Here is a 16,492-nt window from a genome sequence, read left to right as displayed (position 1 = left end):
GGAATAGTCAATGGACATTATTCTTGGTGTAGTGATGTTTACTCTGATTGTGCTGGCGCTTGTATTGGTGATTTTATTCGCCAAATCCAAGCTGGTACCAACCGGAGACATCACAATTGATATCAATGACGATCCTGAAAAAGCGATCGTGACTCAGCCAGGCGGCAAGCTGCTTGGTGCACTGGCCGGTGCTGGTGTGTTTGTATCGTCTGCCTGTGGTGGTGGTGGTTCATGTGGTCAGTGCCGCGTGAAGATTAAAGAAGGTGGTGGTGACATTCTGCCAACCGAGCTTGACCACATCACCAAAGGCGAAGCGCGTGAAGGTGAGCGCCTTTCATGTCAGGTGGCAATAAAACAAGACATGAAAATTGAGCTGCCGGAAGAAATTTTTGGTGTGAAGAAGTGGGAATGTGAAGTTATCTCCAACGATAACAAAGCCACCTTCATCAAAGAGCTTAAACTGCGCATCCCTGATGGCGAGTCGGTTCCCTTCCGAGCCGGCGGTTATATTCAGATTGAAGCGCCACCGCATCACATCAAATACTCAGATTTTGATATTCCTGAGGAATACCGAGAAGACTGGGAGAAGTTTAATCTTTTCCGCTATGAGTCGAAGGTGGATGAAGAGATCATTCGTGCGTACTCGATGGCTAACTACCCAGAAGAAGAAGGCATTATCATGCTGAACGTGCGTGTGGCAACACCACCACCACGTAATCCTGATGTGCCACCGGGTCAGATGTCATCTTATATTTGGTCACTTAAGCCAGGTGATAAGTGCACAATTTCAGGCCCATTCGGTGAATTCTTTGCTAAAGACACCGATGCGGAGATGGTGTTTGTGGGTGGTGGTGCCGGTATGGCGCCAATGCGTTCACACATCTTTGACCAGCTTAAACGTCTGAATACCGACCGTAAGATCACCTTCTGGTATGGGGCGCGTTCGAAGCGAGAAATGTTCTACGTCGAAGATTTCGATATGCTCCAAGAGCAAAACGATAACTTTGAGTGGCACTGTGCGCTGTCAGATCCGCTTCCAGAAGATAACTGGGAAGGGGATACAGGCTTTATTCACAATGTGCTTTATGACAACTATCTGAAAGATCATGAAGCGCCAGAAGATTGTGAGTACTACATGTGTGGGCCGCCGATGATGAACGCCGCCGTGATTGGTTTGCTTAAAGACCTGGGTGTCGAAGACGAAAACATCCTGTTGGATGATTTCGGCGGGTAAACACCGACAGTCTATCTTACCGCTTAATGGCTGGCCTATGGGCCAGCCATTTTACGTATGAAACTGATGTCCAAGGACACCGCTATGAAGACGTTATGGTTACGCTGTGCATGGGTATTTGCGCTGATTGTGGGGTTACTCGGTTGTGACCGTGCTCCTGAGTTGGTGCATCTGACCGGTGAGACCATGGGAACATACTACTCGGTGAAATATATCGCCACAGAGAACACCCCATCTCAAGATAAGGTTCAAGCTGAGATTGATGCGCGTTTGGAAACGGTTAATGATCAGATGTCGACGTATCGTACCGACTCCGAATTAAGCCAGTTCAATCAGCAGAAAGCGGATATACCAATGGACGTATCACCCGCAACCGCAACGGTAGTAAAAGAGGCGATACGGCTGAATACGTTCACTCAAGGGGCGTTAGATGTCACCGTCGGCCCATTGGTGAACTTATGGAGCTTTGGGCCAGAGAAACGCCCCGAGAATATTCCGAGCGACAAAGACATCGCCTCTCGCATGGAAAGGGTTGGGTTGTCGCATTTACAGGTTGAGGATAACACCCTTACCAAAACCCATCCTGATTTATACGTCGACTTATCGACCATTGCCAAAGGGTATGGCGTCGATGTGGTCGCCAATTATCTAGGGTCGCTTGGGCTCGATAATTATTTGGTTGAGATTGGTGGTGAGTTACAATTAAAGGGTGTCAATCAAGATCAAAACCCGTGGCGGATTGCCATTGAAAAACCCAGTGCTGGCGCGCAATCTGTGCAAGAGATCATTCAGCCCGGTGATATGGCCGTCGCCACGTCTGGCGATTACCGTAACTATTTTGAGCAAGATGGTGTACGTTATTCGCACATTATCGACCCCAAAACAGGACGACCCATTAATCATCACCTCGTGTCCGTCACCGTGCTTGATCCGTCTTGCATGACCGCGGATGGCTTAGCGACGGGTTTTATGGTGTTGGGGCCAGAAAAGGCCATGGCGCTGGCCAACCAAGCGGATATTCCCGCATTTATGGTGGTCAAAACCGATGACGGGTATAAAGAAATGGCGTCAGAGGCCTTTAAACCGTATCTAAACCGTTAGTGCGTCACGCACTGGCGTTTATTACACGCATCAGGCGTGGAACTAGCGCTCAGCGTTATCTCGCTGAGCGTGACGACTAAAAGTAGGTGAGCAATTATGTCAGTTTTTCTTATCACCTTTGCTGTCTTTGTACTCGTCATTGCCGGTATGGCGATTGGTTACATTGTGCAGCAGAAAACCATCAGTGGTAGCTGTGGCGGCTTGGGGGCCGTCGGTATCGAGAAAGAGTGTGACTGCCCAGAGCCATGCGATGCGCGGAAAAAGCGAGAAGACCGCGCAGAAAAAACGCGTGAATGGAAGAAAAACCAAATAATCTAGGGACAATGCCCATCGTGGTGATCGCCACCGATGGGCTTTTTAGCGACGCAGCATAATGACCAGCTCAATAACCGGCCGTGCGAGCAAGAAAATCATCCATATCGATATGGACTGTTTTTATGCGGCCGTCGAAATGCGCGATAACCCTGCGTTGCAAACCATTCCCTTAGCGATTGGTGGGTCTGCGAATGGACGAGGTGTCATCGCCACTTGTAATTATCCGGCGCGCCGATTTGGGATCCGCTCGGCGATGGCGACGGCCCAAGCCCTCAAACTATGCCCTGGGCTAACCGTCATGCGCGGCGACATGGGTAAATACCGCCGAGTGTCTCAGCAGCTTCATGCTATCTTTCACCGCTACACTGATACCATAGAACCGCTTTCCCTTGACGAAGCCTATCTCGATGTCTCTGAAACGCAATGTTATCAAAATTCTGCGACCTTAATAGCCGAAGCCATCCGGCGAGACATTCGGCATGAATTAGCGTTAACTGCCTCCGCGGGCGTGGCACCGGTGAAGTTTGTTGCTAAAGTCGCGTCAGACAAAAACAAACCCGATGGTATTTGTGTCGTGGCGCCAGATCAGGTCGATGACTTTGTCCGTGACCTCCCTTTGCAGTCGATTCCTGGTGTGGGGCGAGTCACACTGACGAAATTGCACGAATGGAATCTTTTCACCTGCGCAGATATCCAGGCTTGCGACCAAACAGCCTTGATACAGCGGATGGGGAAATTTGGAGCCGTGCTATGGCAGCGGGCGCACGGTATTGACCCACGAGAGGTTGAAGTTGAGCGAGTTCGCAAATCCGTGGGGGTGGAGCGTACCCTATCTGAGGATATTGACCAGCTCGAGGCTTGTTTACCCTGGATAGAGCTTCTTTATCAAGCGTTATTGGCCCGCTTAGAAAAAGCCGATGCCAATGGCCGAATTTGTCGGCAGGGGATCAAAATTAAATTTAATGATWTTCAAACTACCACGGTGGCCCACCGCTGTGAGTCACTTGACCGCGCGTTGTTTGATACCTTGCTGCATGAGGCGTTTTATCGTGGCGAGGGAAGACGTATACGACTGATTGGGCTATCGGTAGGATTGGGGGACGACACTGCCCCCCAACTGAGTTTACTGGGTTAGGCCGATTTAGCGGGGATTGCCTTTAAAATGGCCTGCATTTGCTGCCAGTAATGGCCCACACTATCGATATGCACTTTTTCATCGGGCGAATGTGGGAACTTGATGGTTGGGCCGAATGAGATCATATCCATCGTTGGGTACGGCTTCTTAAACAAGCCACATTCAAGACCGGCATGAATCACCATGATATCAGGCTTACGCTGATAAATGCCCTCATAGGTGTCACGGAAGATATGCATGATTTGCGAGTCAGGATCGGGCTTCCAGCCTGGGTATGCCCCTGAGAACTCGACCGTGACATTGGCAAGACTCGCCAACGACTGTAGCATTCCTTGCATCATTTCTCTGCCCGAATCGATTAACGAGCGGATCAGAAATAGTACAGTGATACGATCCTCTTCGGTGTTGATAACCCCTAAGTTCAGTGACGTCTCCACGACGCCAGGTATATCATCACTCATTCTTACGACGCCGTTTGGTGCTGCATTTAACGCTGCTAATAAGCGAGACTGCACGGCGCGTGTCAGTGGCGCGACGGGGTTGTCACATGGCTCTAGAATGACAGTGATTTGCGGTTCAAGCTGGCCGAGCTCCGCTTTCATCAACATGGCAAAGTCATCGATCGCGGCCGCCAGTGCTTGCTGCTGATCGGCAGGGACGGCGATATCGGCAAACGCCTCTCGTGGGATGGCATTGCGCAAGGTGCCGCCGCGTAATGCAAGTAGGCGAGTATCTGTTTCACCAAGGTGGTGACTGAGCAAACGGGCCAGTAATTTATTGGCATTGGCGCGACCCGTATGAATATCGACGCCCGAATGGCCGCCTTTTAGCCCTTTGATTCCCACCGTAAAACGTGCAAGTCCTTCATCGTCTGCCTGACGCTCTATTGGAAAGTGCATACTGGCGTCGACGCCACCGGCACAGCCCATGTACACTTCCCCTTCTTGCTCCGAATCCGTGTTGAGCAAGATGTCCCCGTTTAGCCATCCTGCTTCCAAGCCAAACGCGCCATCCATCCCGGCTTCTTCATTGATGGTGAGTAGCACCTCTAGCGGACCATGTTCGATGTCATCAGCGTCCAGTACCGCAAGGCATGAAGCCATGCCAATGCCATTATCTGCGCCTAATGTCGTGCCATCAGCGGTCACCCAGTCACCATCGACATAAGGGCGAATAGGATCGCGCGTGAAATCGTGCACAGTGTGCTCGTTTTTCTGCGGCACCATATCCAAGTGGGCTTGGAGGACAACCCCTTTACGATTTTCCATTCCGGGTGTTGCTGRCTTACGAATCAATAGGTTACCCGTTTGATCCTGACGGACGTCTAGGCCGCGTCCTTTGGCCCAGTCGATAATAAATTGAGCAAGTTGCGACTCATGATAAGAAGGATGAGGAATAGCACAGATCTGGTCGAAGAATGCCCAAACGGGGCGAGGTGATAATTGGCTGATTTCAGACACGGTAGACTCCATTTTATTTTATCTATGGCCTTTTTCGTAGCAGGCCTCACTAGAATGGAAAAACAAACCCAAGGATATCACTGTCTCTATATTGACAACAGTCACCCATAGAAACCGCTTATGCCGGCTTTACTAGGCATTTTTATTGTAATAAAATTACACATATGAATTTTTTGTGACTATGGTCACCTTAATGCTTGTAAATAAATTACCATTGGGCTATTATCTAGACATTGGCAACCAAGCTTGCCAGTTGTTCATGGAGTGAACCCGAGTATTCGCCTCCAAGGAACCGAGATAAATGTGAACAACATTGGTTTAAACTTGAGAGAGGTTAAAAATGGAAGGCATGGTATCAAGCTACTACTGGAACCAGCAGTCAGTCTATACACAAGGTTTTACATATCCGGCATCGTTCGGGTATCGCAAGTAAGTTTTACGATTCCCCCGCTCTTACAGAGTCATTTCTGATCCAGAAGCAAACGCTTTAATTCTGGCGCCGCACTATGTGTGGCGTTTTTTTTGTCTTGCTCGCCCACTGTCCAACTATATTGACAGTTTTGATAGTTATTCGTTCTAATCAGCGATAATTACGGTGATTTCGGGCTTTTTATCCTGGAAATTTCCGCCGCCGATCGGTAAGATTTGCGCCAAATTTTAGCACGCAAACGTTTTCCTTTTGTATCTCGCGATACACCACGTTTAGTTTGGGACAAAAACCGATGTTAGAGCGTTTATTTAAACTCAAAGCCCATGGCACGGATCTTCGCACGGAAGTGATTGCTGGGTTTACCACCTTCTTAACCATGGCGTACATCATATTCGTCAACCCATCGATTTTGGCCGAAACAGGCATGGACAAAGGCGCAGTCTTTGTCGCCACCTGTCTCGCCGCCGCGATCGGTTGTTTAGTGATGGGGATTGTAGCCAATTACCCAGTGGCGCAAGCGCCGGGTATGGGCTTGAATGCCTTTTTCACCTATACGGTGGTATTGCAGATGGGTCACTCGTGGCAGGTTGCGCTAGCGGCGGTGTTTATCTCGGGTCTATGTTTTATCTTGCTGAGTGTATTGCGCGTGCGAGAATGGATTATTAACTCTATTCCCATGTCCCTAAGAACCKGGATTTCTGCCGGTATTGGCCTTTTCTTAGCGCTCATCGCCTTACAAAATGCGGGGATTGTGGTCGATCATCCCGCCACCCTCGTGGCGCTCGGTGATGTCACTGCGTTCGCACCTGCAATGGCGGCATTGGGTTTCTTCCTGACCATTGGCCTTGTGCACCGTGGCTTGAAAGGGGCGGTGATGATCGCCATTTTAGCGGTCACCGTGATTGGTGTGGTGGCCGGTGATGTGTCTTATGGTGGCGTGATGTCAGCTCCACCCAGCTTAGCACCAACCTTTATGCAGTTAGACTTTTCCGGTGCATTGGAAGTGGGTCTGGTCTCGATTGTGTTCGCATTTTTGTTTGTTGACCTTTTTGATACCGCAGGAACCTTAGTGGGTGTGGCACAGCGCGCGGAACTGCTCGACAAAGATGGTAAACTACCGCGCTTAAATCGTGCTTTACTGGCAGACAGTACCGCGACCTCCGTCGGGGCGCTTTTAGGCACGTCAAACACGACCTCTTATATTGAGAGTGTCTCCGGAGTCGCCACGGGCGGGCGCACAGGCCTAACGGCGGTCGTTGTCGGTATCTTGTTTTTGCTCGCGCTCTTTTTTGCGCCGCTTGCTGGTATGGTGCCGGCTTATGCGACCGCCGGCGCATTGTTTTATGTGGCGATTTTGATGATGTCGGGCTTGGTTGGCATCAACTGGCGAGATCTCACTGAAGCGGCACCCGTGGTGGTTGTTTGTTTGCTGATGCCGCTCACTTACTCGATTGCAAGCGGTATCGGGCTTGGCTTTATTGCATTTTGTGCCGTAAAAACCTTTGCGGGCAAAGGGCGAGAAGTCCCTGTCAGTATTTGGATTTTGGCGGGGTTGTTCTTACTCAAGTTCGTTTTCTTGGTGTAAAACAGCTGTCCGCATTTGATGTTATAATAAGGCGAGAGTCGCCACGAGGTTTTCACCATGAGCAATAAGTTTATTATCACTTGGGACAATATGCAGATGTACACCCGTCAATTGGCGGAGAAGTTGCTGCCCGCAGAGCAATGGAAGGGAATTATTGCCGTCAGCCGCGGGGGCCTCGTGCCTGCTGCCATACTGGCGCGTGAGCTGGGTATTCGTCATGTCGATACTGTGTGTATCTCAAGTTATGACCATGATCATCAACGTGATATGCGTGTGGTGAAGCAAGCGCCCGGTGATGGTGAAGGCTTTATCGTGGTCGATGATCTGGTGGATACCGGTGGGACCGCAGAAATGGTCCGCCAGCTATATCCGAAAGCCCGTTTTGTCACTGTCAGTGCCAAGCCGGCTGGGAAGCCTTTGGTTGATGACTATGTGGTCGACATTGCCCAAGACACTTGGATTGAACAGCCTTGGGATATGGCGGTCAGTTATATTGATCCCATCGCCAAGTAAGTCATTCATGCTCGCACCTTTAAACGCCGCGTGATCACGCGGCGTTTTTGGTTTCTGTGGCTGCGTTTGTACGGGTGTGGCTGATTAGTGCGGAAAATCATGGTCTTGATATGTGTATGGTTTAAACTAACAGCACGTTACATAAAAAGCCTAGGAGTGGGTGTGTCGGACAACGAATCACAAAACCTATCGGTCAAGCTGTTTGCTAAACACAAGCATGCCACCGAGACATCGACCCTGTTCGGGGCCGTCCAGCAAATCCAACAGTCAGATTACTCGGCATTTGATGGTGACAGTGAGTCGAGTTGGTATCGAATGCGCCGCCGTGGTCAATGGACATGGCAAGGGGTCGACCCATTGGAAATGGAAGCGATTTTTGCCCGCATCGCACACTCGGATAATTCACGTTCGGTCGATTCAATGCTTGATACGGTAGAAGGCTATCGCTCGGGAAACTGGAACTATGAATGGACAGCGGTTGGCATGCAGCATCAAAAAGCCGCCCAAGCCTTGATGGATGAGGGAAAAGCCAAACAAGCGGGGGAGCAATGGTTACAAGCTTGCACGTACTTTGGTATTGCCGCATACCCTCACTTGAAAGGGGACAGCTTGGCGCTGCAGTCGGAAACCTTGGCATTTAAGGCGTTCGAGAGTGCGATTGCGCAATTGCCGTTCACAGTAAAAACGGTGGAGACGCGACTCGATGGAAAGTCACTGAAAGGGTACCTCTATTTACCCCGCACCGACGCTACTTTGCCGGTGGTTATCTTAAGCGGCAGCTTGGRTAGCTTACAAACTGACTTGTGGCGCCTGTTCGTTGACTACTTTGCCCCCGCCGACATAGCGGTATTAACCCTGGACATGCCGTCCGTGGGGCATAGCTGTCATTGGCATCTCAATGAAGATACCAGCCGTTTGCACACCGCGATGTTGGATAAATTGGTCGATGTACCCTGGGTGGATCATCACCGTGTGGGCACCATGGGGATTCGCTTTGGTGCTAACCCGGCAGTCAGAATGGCGTTTCTCGAGCCGCATCGGGTGAAAGCCAGTGCGTCACTGGGTGGCATTGTTCATGCGTTGCTGACAGACGCTTCCCTAATGAAAAAAATGCCACCTATGTACCTCGATACCCTGGGGTCACGCTTAGGGCGTCGCATTCCTATCGACACATTGAAAACCCGTTTACAGGCGTGGTCATTAAAAAATCAAGGGCTACTCACCGGGCGGCGCACAGAGGTGCCTATCCTTGCACTTAGCCTTAAAGATGATCCTGTTTGTCCGGAGTCAGACAATCAAATGATCGCCAGATACAGTCGCGGTGGCAAAGCCATGACCTTACCGAATACCCCGCTACATGATGGCTATCACCGCGCTTTGACTGAAACCGTTAAGTGGTTCGAGGATGTGCTTTAATCGAATGATGAGGGCACAGATAAAAATGAAGATGTGATCCACCGCTGAAAGCGGGATATTGTCGTTCACCTGATGGCTAAGCCCATGATATACCATGAACAAGGACGTCACTGTGCCATTGGAGGACACGATGAGCGAGCAATTACCGCTTTCATATGGACGATTAAAAACACGTTTTACTGCATTGGGCCCTTACTTTCGCGAAGGAAAGTCAGACACTGAGCGCTACTTTTTCGATAGTCTATCTGTCTGTGTGGATGCTAAAAAAGATCCCGATGCACGTGAATTCTGGGGCTGGTGGTTAGAACTCACTCCGCACTCTGAAGGCTTTGAATATCGCTATGGCTTTGGTTTGTATGATAAAAAAGGGGATTGGGTCGCCAAGTCGATTCCGCGTGAAGCGCAAGCAGCAGTGGATAAAACCCTGACTCACTTTTATGACAAGTTGTGCGCCTTGCTAGAAGATGAATTAAACCTTGCTCTTTCACCAAGCCAAGCTCTGACTGAACCCGAACTGGCTTGCTCAGAGTAACCCGCCATTTGCCTGATCCCACCCCTTGTTAAATACACGAGGGATTGATAAAAGAGAGACATACGCTTTTGTGGATCAGGCAACCATGACAATTCAAGATGTATTCCAAGACGGTGACCTTGCGGCCAGCGTCTCTCCTCAAACGTTGGTGGTAAAACTCGGCACCAGTGTGTTAACGGGCGGCTCTGCGCGTTTAGACCAAGCACATATGGTCGAGCTGGTACGCCAATGCGCGCGTTTACGCCAGCAAGGTCACCAGGTGATCATTGTGTCATCCGCGGCGATTGCCGCAGGCAGAGAGCACCTAGGCTATCCGGTACTCGCTGACACCGTGGCTAACAAGCAAATGCTGGCCGCGGTGGGGCAGTGTCGTTTAATACAAACCTGGGAGCACCTGTTTGCTTTGTACGGCTTTCAAGTCGGTCAAATGTTGCTTACCCGGGCCGATCTAGAGCACCGAGAACGTTTTCTCAACGCCCGTGATATGCTTCAGGCCTTGCTGGATAATGGCATCATTCCGATTGTGAATGAGAACGATGCGGTCGCCACTTCTGAAATCAAAGTCGGTGATAACGATAACTTATCCGCATTGGTCGCGATTCTCGCGGATGCCGACAAACTCCTGCTGTTAACAGATCAACCCGGCTTGTTTACGGCCGATCCGCGTTCCAACCCCGATGCCGAGCTGATTCGTGAAGTCCATACCATTGATGAAACCTTACGCAAATTAGCAGGTGGCAGCGTAGGGGGCCTTGGCACCGGCGGGATGGCGACCAAGCTTCAAGCGGCTGATATTGGCCGTCGAGCGGGTGTTGAAGTGACCATTGCCGCGGGGAGTAAGCCTGAAGTGATTCAAAAAGTCATCGTTGGGGATAACGCTGGCACACGCTTTTTGCCTCTAGAAAGCCCGCTAGAGAGTCGTAAACGCTGGATCCTTGCCGGGCCCCCACCAGCGGGTGATATCGTCGTCGATGCGGGTGCGATTACCGCGGTGACGCAAAAAGGTAGCAGCTTGTTGAGCAAAGGTATCGTTGCGGTGAAAGGGGCGTTCTCACGCGGCGAGGTGGTGCGTATTCTCTCAGTGGAGGGAAAATGCGTTGCGCGTGGTATTTGCCGCTATACCGCCAGTGATTTGCGCCGTATTGCTGGCGCGCATAGCCAGCAAATCACGGATATTCTTGGTTATGAATACGGGCCTGTCGCGATGCACCGTGATGACCTTGTGGTAGTAGACAATTAAAAAAGAGCAAGACGGGGACACAATGAGCTTACAAAACATGGGTAAAGCGGCCAAAGAGGCTGCACACCAACTGGCTGTGACATCCACGGCCATCAAAAACCAAGCACTCGCCATTATCGCCGATGAGCTTGATGCGCAGCAAACGGCGATCTTAGCCGCCAACCAAAGCGATCTCGCCGCCGCCCGTGAGGCAGACATGGATCCTGCGATGTTGGACCGCCTAACCCTGACCCCAGAACGTTTAACCAATATGGCCAGCGATGTGAGGCAAGTGATTGCGCTGGCTGATCCCGTCGGACAGATGCTTGATCATAAGCTGCTGGAAAACGGTATGTCCTTGTCAAAGCGCCGTGAACCGCTAGGGGTGATTGGAGTGATTTACGAGGCGCGCCCCAATGTCACCATTGATATCGCGGCGTTGTGCTTAAAAACGGGCAATGCCGCCATTTTGCGAGGCGGGAAAGAAACCTTTGCGACTAACCAGGTATTGGTAAAGGTTATTCAAGCAGGGTTAGAGAAAGCCGGTCTGCCACATGCCTCGGTGCAATATATTGAAAAACCGGATCGCGCGCTGGTCTCTGAGTTACTGACCCTTGATGAATATGTCGACATGATCATTCCACGTGGTGGGGCTGGACTACATAAAATGTGTAAACAAAACAGCACCATCCCTGTGATTATCGGGGGGTTTGGCATTAGCCACTTGTATGTGGATCACTGTGCCGACCTTGATAGGGCCCCCGAGGTGATCCTCAATGCCAAGACAGATCGCCCCTCAGCCTGTAATGCCTTAGACGCCTTACTGGTGCACAAAGACGTTGCAGCACAACTATTTGCTCGTTTGACCCCCCTATTTAATCAGCACGGTTTGCACATTGTCGCTGGTTCAAGCGCATTGCCTTATCTTGATGGCGTCGAGCAACTGCGTGAGGCGCAGACAGGGGACTTTGATAGCGAGTGGTTGGGGCCAACGCTTGGTGTGGTGGTGGTTGATAGTGTGGATGAAGCGCTCGCGCATATGCGCGCGCACAATGCCAGCCATTCCGATGCCATTTTGACCAACGACTTGCAGGCAGCTGAAACCTTTATTAATGGTGCTGGCTCGGCGGCAGTGTATGTCAACGCCTCAACGCGCTTCACCGATGGTGCGCAGTTTGGGCTTGGGGCAGAAGTGGCAGTTTCGACGCAAAAGCTGCATGCACGTGGCCCGATGGGGCTCGAGGAGCTGACTACCTATAAATGGGTGGGGCGTGCGGACTATTTATCACGTCACTGAGTACCCAAGATCATCGATAATAAAAAACCGCTAGTCTAGCTAGCGGTTTTTTTGTCTCAACAGCTTGGGCGCTTATTTGATTTCCACGCCTTTCGCCTGTAGATCGGCATGGTAGGAAGAGCGAACAAACGGGCCGCATGCGGCATGCGTAAAGCCCAAATCGAGGGCAATCTCTTTCAGCTCGTCAAACTCTTCAGGTGGCACATAACGCTCAACCGGTAAGTGGTGGCGGCTCGGTGCCAAGTACTGGCCAAGCGTAAGCATAGTCACGCCGTGCGCACGCAAGTCCTTGAGAACCTCGATGATCTCTTCTTTGGTTTCACCCAAGCCCATCATCAAGCCTGACTTGGTGGGTACCTCAGGGTGCATCTCTTTAAACTTTTTCAGCAGATCCAGTGACCACTGATAATTGGCACCAGGGCGGGCTTTGCGGTACAACCGCGGCGCAGTTTCCAGGTTGTGGTTGAACACATCGGGTGGATTGTTTTGCAAGATATCGAGTGCGCGATCCATACGGCCACGGAAGTCAGGCACCAATGTCTCAATTTGGATCTCTGGATTGAGCGCGCGGATTTCACGGGTACAATCGACAAAATGCTGGGCACCACCGTCACGCAAATCATCACGGTCAACTGAGGTGATCACCACATAGCGCAGTTTCATGTCTTTGATCGTTTGCGCCAGATGCTTTGGCTCTTCGCTATCAGGGGCAACAGGACGACCATGGGCGACATCACAAAAAGGACAACGACGGGTACAAATGGCCCCGAGAATCATAAAGGTCGCCGTGCCGTGGCTGAAGCACTCGGCAAGGTTCGGACACGACGCCTCTTCACACACAGAGTGAAGGTTGTTTTTGCGCATCGCGTCTTTGATTTCTTTAATGCGTGCGGTTTCAGCCGGGAGCTTGATCTTCATCCAATCAGGCTTACGCAGCACTTCTTTTTGCTCGGTCGGCATATTTTTGACCGGGATAAGCGCCATTTTGTCGGCGTCGCGGTACTTAACACCGCGTTCCATCTGAATCGGTTTGCTCATAAATCGCTGCTTTCCGTTGTAAACTCAACCTCAGAATACATCAGCTGTTGAGTTAAAGTGTCTACCAGCACAGGTTGAACGTCCTCGAGCGTGACTTTGCCAACCTGATCGCTCAGTTGCGTCATGGCCATACCAGCGTAACCACATGGATTAATACGCTGAAACGGTGATAAGTCCATATTGATGTTGAGTGCCAGTCCATGGAATGAGCACCCGCGACGGATACGGAGCCCAAGAGAACATATTTTTGCATCGTTAACGTAAACACCGGGCGCATCTGGGCGAGCGTAAGCGTCAACGTGGAAGTGTGCTAATGTGCTCACCACAAGATCTTCAATATGGCTAACGAGCGCCCGCACACCGACTTTTTTACGTTTGAGGTTTATCAGGAAATAGGCGACGAGCTGGCCTGGCCCATGATAGGTCACCTGTCCGCCACGATCTGATTGTACGACTGGGATGTCGCCAGGGACCAATACATGCTCCGTTTTTCCCGCTTGTCCTTGGGTAAAAACCGGATCATGCTCAACCAGCCAGACTTCATCACGCGTGTCTTCGTCGCGACGATCGGTAAAGTCTCGCATCTGCTCCCAGACGCGTAGGTACGGTTGACGGCCAAGGTGCCTTACAACGAGTTGGTGCTGCAAACCCATTTCCCGTGTTGTTGTCAGTGGCGATATTATAGAGGCTGGCAGCGTGATTTAAAGCCGCCAGTCGTGTGGGTATTCGAATTAGAGAACCATGCGGACAATTTCAATCTCACCCAGCTCTTTATATAAGGTTTCTACTTGCTCAATAGATGTCGCCTTAATAGTAATAGAGACCGAATGATAGTTGCCCTTGGCACTCGGCTTGACGGCTGGGCTGTAGTCGCCAGGCGCATGACGCTGGATCACGGTCAGCACATGATCGGGTAGCTCAGGTTTTGCCTGGCCCACCACCTTGTAGGTGAATTGGCAAGGAAACTCCAACAGATCTTTTAATTTCGGTTGCTCTTGCATGTTAACTCCCAACTGCAGGCTGATAGAGGCACGCGTTTGTGCGATTGATCACGATTAACGCGAAATACTAATCTGCCAAGCGCGAGAAAACAAGCCGCCCACCAAGTTGGTGGGCGGCACAGAGAGGGATTAACCGACGAGGTTTTTAAACATCATCACGATGTAATCTATTAAGCGACTAAAAAGCCCACCCTTTTCAACATCGTTTAGAGCGACAAGTGGGTATTCCGCCACATCCTCATCATCCACTTGATAGAAAAGTTTACCCACAACATCACCTTTACTGATCGGGGCTTCCAAGGTGTTGTCGAGGACAAAACTGGCTTTCAGATCTTGCGCCTTGCCACGGGGAAGCGTGACAAAGGTGTCTTCTGTCACGCCCAGCGCGACTTCGTCTGTATCACCCATCCAGACCTTCTCAGTCACAAAGGTTTCGTTGGCTTTGTGAGGCGCGACGGTTTCAAAGAAGCGGAAACCATAGTTGAGTAGTTTCTTGCTCTCTGCTTTGCGGGCATTGGCGCTTTTGGTGCCCATGACCACCGAGATAAGACGCATGTCGCCCTCGGTGGCAGAGGTGACAAGGTTGTAGCCAGCACCGTCAGTGTGGCCGGTTTTAATACCATCGACGTTGAGGCTCTTATCCCACAGCAAACCATTACGGTTGTATTGCGTGATGCCGTTATAGGTGAAGGCTTTCTCTTTATAAATACGGTATTCCGCCGGTACATCACGAATAAGGGCTTGGCCGAGTAGCGCCATATCGTACGGCGTGGTGTAAAGATCTTTGGAGTCCAAACCGTGAACATTAGAAAAGTGAGAGCTGTCCATGCCCAGGGTTTCGCCCCAGCGGTTCATCAGATCGACAAAGGCGTCTTCTGAGCCGGCAACATGTTCAGCCATCGCCACACAGGCATCGTTGCCTGACTGGATAATAATGCCACGATTGAGGTCGGCCGCTTTGACCGTGGTGCCGACTTCGATAAACATCTTCGAAGAGCCGGGGAAGTTTTTGGCCCACGCATTCTCACTAATGACAACGTCATCATCCATCGAGATATTGCCACGCTCAACTTCCTGACCAATCACGTAACTGGTCATCATTTTGGTCAAACTCGCAGGATTAAGGCGTTGATAGGCGTTATTTTCCGCCAGCACCTCGCCGGAATGATAATCCATCAATACGTAGCCTTTGGCGGCAATTTGCGGCGCATCAGGCACAACAGCAGGCGCGGCTTGAGCAGTCGCAGAGGCGAACAGGGCTGCAGAAAGCAGTGTACGCATGCGGAAAACGGTTTTATTCATCATTGTTAGTACTTATGTCGGTTATCGATGTCGATACTGTGCCCTCACTATACCAAATTGCGGATAGAGGGACAGGCTCGATTTCTTTAACTTATTGATTGTTTGTTTTAGCACCTGTGACAGATGTGTCACCATTCACAAGTGCTTCGGTAACGATAAATGCCCCTGGCAACTGATGCTGCTTTGCCGTGCGCATCGCTTGCTGTGCTTGGTCTCTATCGTAAAAAGGTCCAAAGCGAACACGATACACGGTATCACGGCGGGCGATATGTGTCGGTAGACCATGGGCCTTCGCCAATTGTTCCGCTTTTTGATTGGCTTTTAGGCCATCAGATAGCGCGGCGAGTTGTACATAATAAGCATGATGGCGCGCGGAGTGCCACTCGTCATCCGCAGGCTTACTCGGCGAGAGTAGACGCAGTGATACGGGCGCTGTGCCTGTTTTTAATACATCTAGCTTTTTGGCGGCAGCGTAGCTTAGGTCTATCAAGCGTTGATTGTGAAAGGGGCCGCGATCATTGACGCGCACAATGGCTTTTTTACCATTATTTTGGTTGGTCACTTCCACGTAACTGGGCAGGGGAAGGGTTTTGTGCGCGGCTGACATAGAGTACATATCGTACACTTCGCCATTAGAGGTGCGATGGCCATGAAATTTTTCCCCGTACCATGAAGCAATGCCCGCCTCTTGGTAGCCTTTTGGATCGCGTAAAATTTGATAGCGCTGACCCTTTAACGTGTAATCTTTGTTACCCGCGAGGCTGTAGGGCTCATATCTGGGTTGCGCGTTTTCTGCGTGAATAACTGGTGGCACCGTCTCGGGTGCTTTATCACTRTGCATGTCGTAGCGGCCTTGCTGGCTGCTGCATGCACTTAATAAGACGATAGCGCTAGAAACGATAATAGCTCGCATG

16 protein-coding genes are annotated in these 16,492 nt (G+C 50.8%); 10 read left to right on the top strand and 6 right to left on the bottom strand.

The genetic code is table 11. The features are described from left to right. Positions 1-10 precede the first annotated feature (10 nt). The 4 genes from nqrF (at position 11) to dinB (ending at position 3,785) form a co-directional block, all read left to right on the top strand. Positions 11-1,234 (top strand): NADH:ubiquinone reductase (Na(+)-transporting) subunit F, encoded by a 1,224-nt coding sequence (gene nqrF, locus BZG13_RS04760; protein WP_077456974.1) that lies wholly within the window; start codon positions 11-13, stop codon positions 1,232-1,234. An 84-nt stretch (positions 1,235-1,318) separates the two neighbouring features. Continuing rightward, on the top strand, positions 1,319-2,335 hold the full coding sequence (locus BZG13_RS04755) for an FAD:protein FMN transferase (RefSeq protein WP_069361183.1): 1,017 nt from the start codon (positions 1,319-1,321) through the stop codon (positions 2,333-2,335). Positions 2,336-2,431: 96 nt separating this feature from the next. Continuing rightward, the gene (gene nqrM / locus BZG13_RS04750) at positions 2,432-2,653 is read left to right on the top strand and encodes a (Na+)-NQR maturation NqrM (RefSeq protein WP_046073749.1); all 222 of its coding nucleotides are present in this window, start codon (positions 2,432-2,434) and stop codon (positions 2,651-2,653) included. A gap of 55 nt (positions 2,654-2,708) precedes the next feature. Next, a complete protein-coding gene (gene dinB / locus BZG13_RS04745; RefSeq protein WP_077485474.1) occupies positions 2,709-3,785 on the top strand; it encodes a DNA polymerase IV in 1,077 nt (358 codons plus the stop codon). Here the strand turns inward: dinB and BZG13_RS04740 are convergent. Then, positions 3,782-5,257, bottom strand: coding sequence for an aminoacyl-histidine dipeptidase (locus BZG13_RS04740; protein WP_108743859.1), 1,476 nt, complete (start codon positions 5,255-5,257; stop codon positions 3,782-3,784). The two genes, dinB and BZG13_RS04740, sit on opposite strands and share 4 nt — an antisense overlap. Positions 5,258-5,967: 710 nt before the next feature. On the opposite strand from BZG13_RS04740, the gene BZG13_RS04735 reads away from it, so the two are divergent. From BZG13_RS04735 to BZG13_RS04710, 6 genes are all read left to right on the top strand, one after another. Further along, positions 5,968-7,260, top strand: coding sequence for an NCS2 family permease (locus BZG13_RS04735; RefSeq protein ID WP_077485470.1), 1,293 nt, complete (start codon positions 5,968-5,970; stop codon positions 7,258-7,260). Between the two features lie 57 nt (positions 7,261-7,317). Further along, the gene (gene gpt / locus BZG13_RS04730; protein ID WP_069361135.1) at positions 7,318-7,773 is read left to right on the top strand and encodes a xanthine phosphoribosyltransferase; all 456 of its coding nucleotides are present in this window, start codon (positions 7,318-7,320) and stop codon (positions 7,771-7,773) included. A 162-nt stretch (positions 7,774-7,935) separates the two neighbouring features. Beyond that, positions 7,936-9,189 (top strand): esterase FrsA, encoded by a 1,254-nt coding sequence (frsA, locus tag BZG13_RS04725; protein ID WP_077485468.1) that lies wholly within the window; start codon positions 7,936-7,938, stop codon positions 9,187-9,189. Between the two features lie 130 nt (positions 9,190-9,319). Then, positions 9,320-9,721, top strand: coding sequence for a sigma factor-binding protein Crl (crl, locus tag BZG13_RS04720; RefSeq protein WP_077456962.1), 402 nt, complete (start codon positions 9,320-9,322; stop codon positions 9,719-9,721). Between the two features lie 85 nt (positions 9,722-9,806). Beyond that, positions 9,807-10,961 carry a glutamate 5-kinase gene (gene proB / locus BZG13_RS04715; protein WP_069361132.1) on the top strand — a complete coding sequence of 385 codons (1,155 nt, stop codon included), beginning with the start codon at positions 9,807-9,809 and terminating at the stop codon, positions 10,959-10,961. A 22-nt stretch (positions 10,962-10,983) separates the two neighbouring features. Beyond that, positions 10,984-12,237: a glutamate-5-semialdehyde dehydrogenase gene (locus BZG13_RS04710; protein WP_077485466.1), complete on the top strand. Its 1,254-nt coding sequence runs from the start codon at positions 10,984-10,986 to the stop codon at positions 12,235-12,237. A 72-nt stretch (positions 12,238-12,309) separates the two neighbouring features. On the opposite strand, the gene lipA is transcribed toward BZG13_RS04710, so the two are convergent. The 5 genes from lipA to BZG13_RS04685 form a co-directional block, all read right to left on the bottom strand. After that, the gene (gene lipA, locus BZG13_RS04705) at positions 12,310-13,275 is read right to left on the bottom strand and encodes a lipoyl synthase (protein WP_069361130.1); all 966 of its coding nucleotides are present in this window, start codon (positions 13,273-13,275) and stop codon (positions 12,310-12,312) included. Then, on the bottom strand, positions 13,272-13,928 hold the full coding sequence (lipB, locus tag BZG13_RS04700; protein WP_069361129.1) for a lipoyl(octanoyl) transferase LipB: 657 nt from the start codon (positions 13,926-13,928) through the stop codon (positions 13,272-13,274). Before lipB ends, lipA begins: the two co-directional genes overlap by 4 nt. 78 nt (positions 13,929-14,006) lie before the next feature. Further along, positions 14,007-14,276: a DUF493 family protein YbeD gene (ybeD, locus tag BZG13_RS04695; protein ID WP_069361128.1), complete on the bottom strand. Its 270-nt coding sequence runs from the start codon at positions 14,274-14,276 to the stop codon at positions 14,007-14,009. A gap of 129 nt (positions 14,277-14,405) precedes the next feature. Next, complete coding sequence (locus BZG13_RS04690) at positions 14,406-15,557, bottom strand: serine hydrolase (protein WP_369795687.1); 1,152 nt, start codon at positions 15,555-15,557, stop codon at positions 14,406-14,408. 112 nt (positions 15,558-15,669) lie between these two features. Then, the gene (locus tag BZG13_RS04685) at positions 15,670-16,491 is read right to left on the bottom strand and encodes a septal ring lytic transglycosylase RlpA family protein (RefSeq protein ID WP_069361127.1); all 822 of its coding nucleotides are present in this window, start codon (positions 16,489-16,491) and stop codon (positions 15,670-15,672) included. Between the last annotated feature and the right edge of the window lies 1 nt (position 16,492).

Origin of the sequence: Salinivibrio sp. ML323 (assembly GCF_001995745.1) — a bacterium.
Taxonomy (GTDB): Bacteria; Pseudomonadota; Gammaproteobacteria; order Enterobacterales; family Vibrionaceae; genus Salinivibrio; species Salinivibrio kushneri.
The sequence above is the reverse complement of the archived record's forward strand: the minus strand, read 5'-3'. Positions and strand labels throughout refer to the sequence as shown.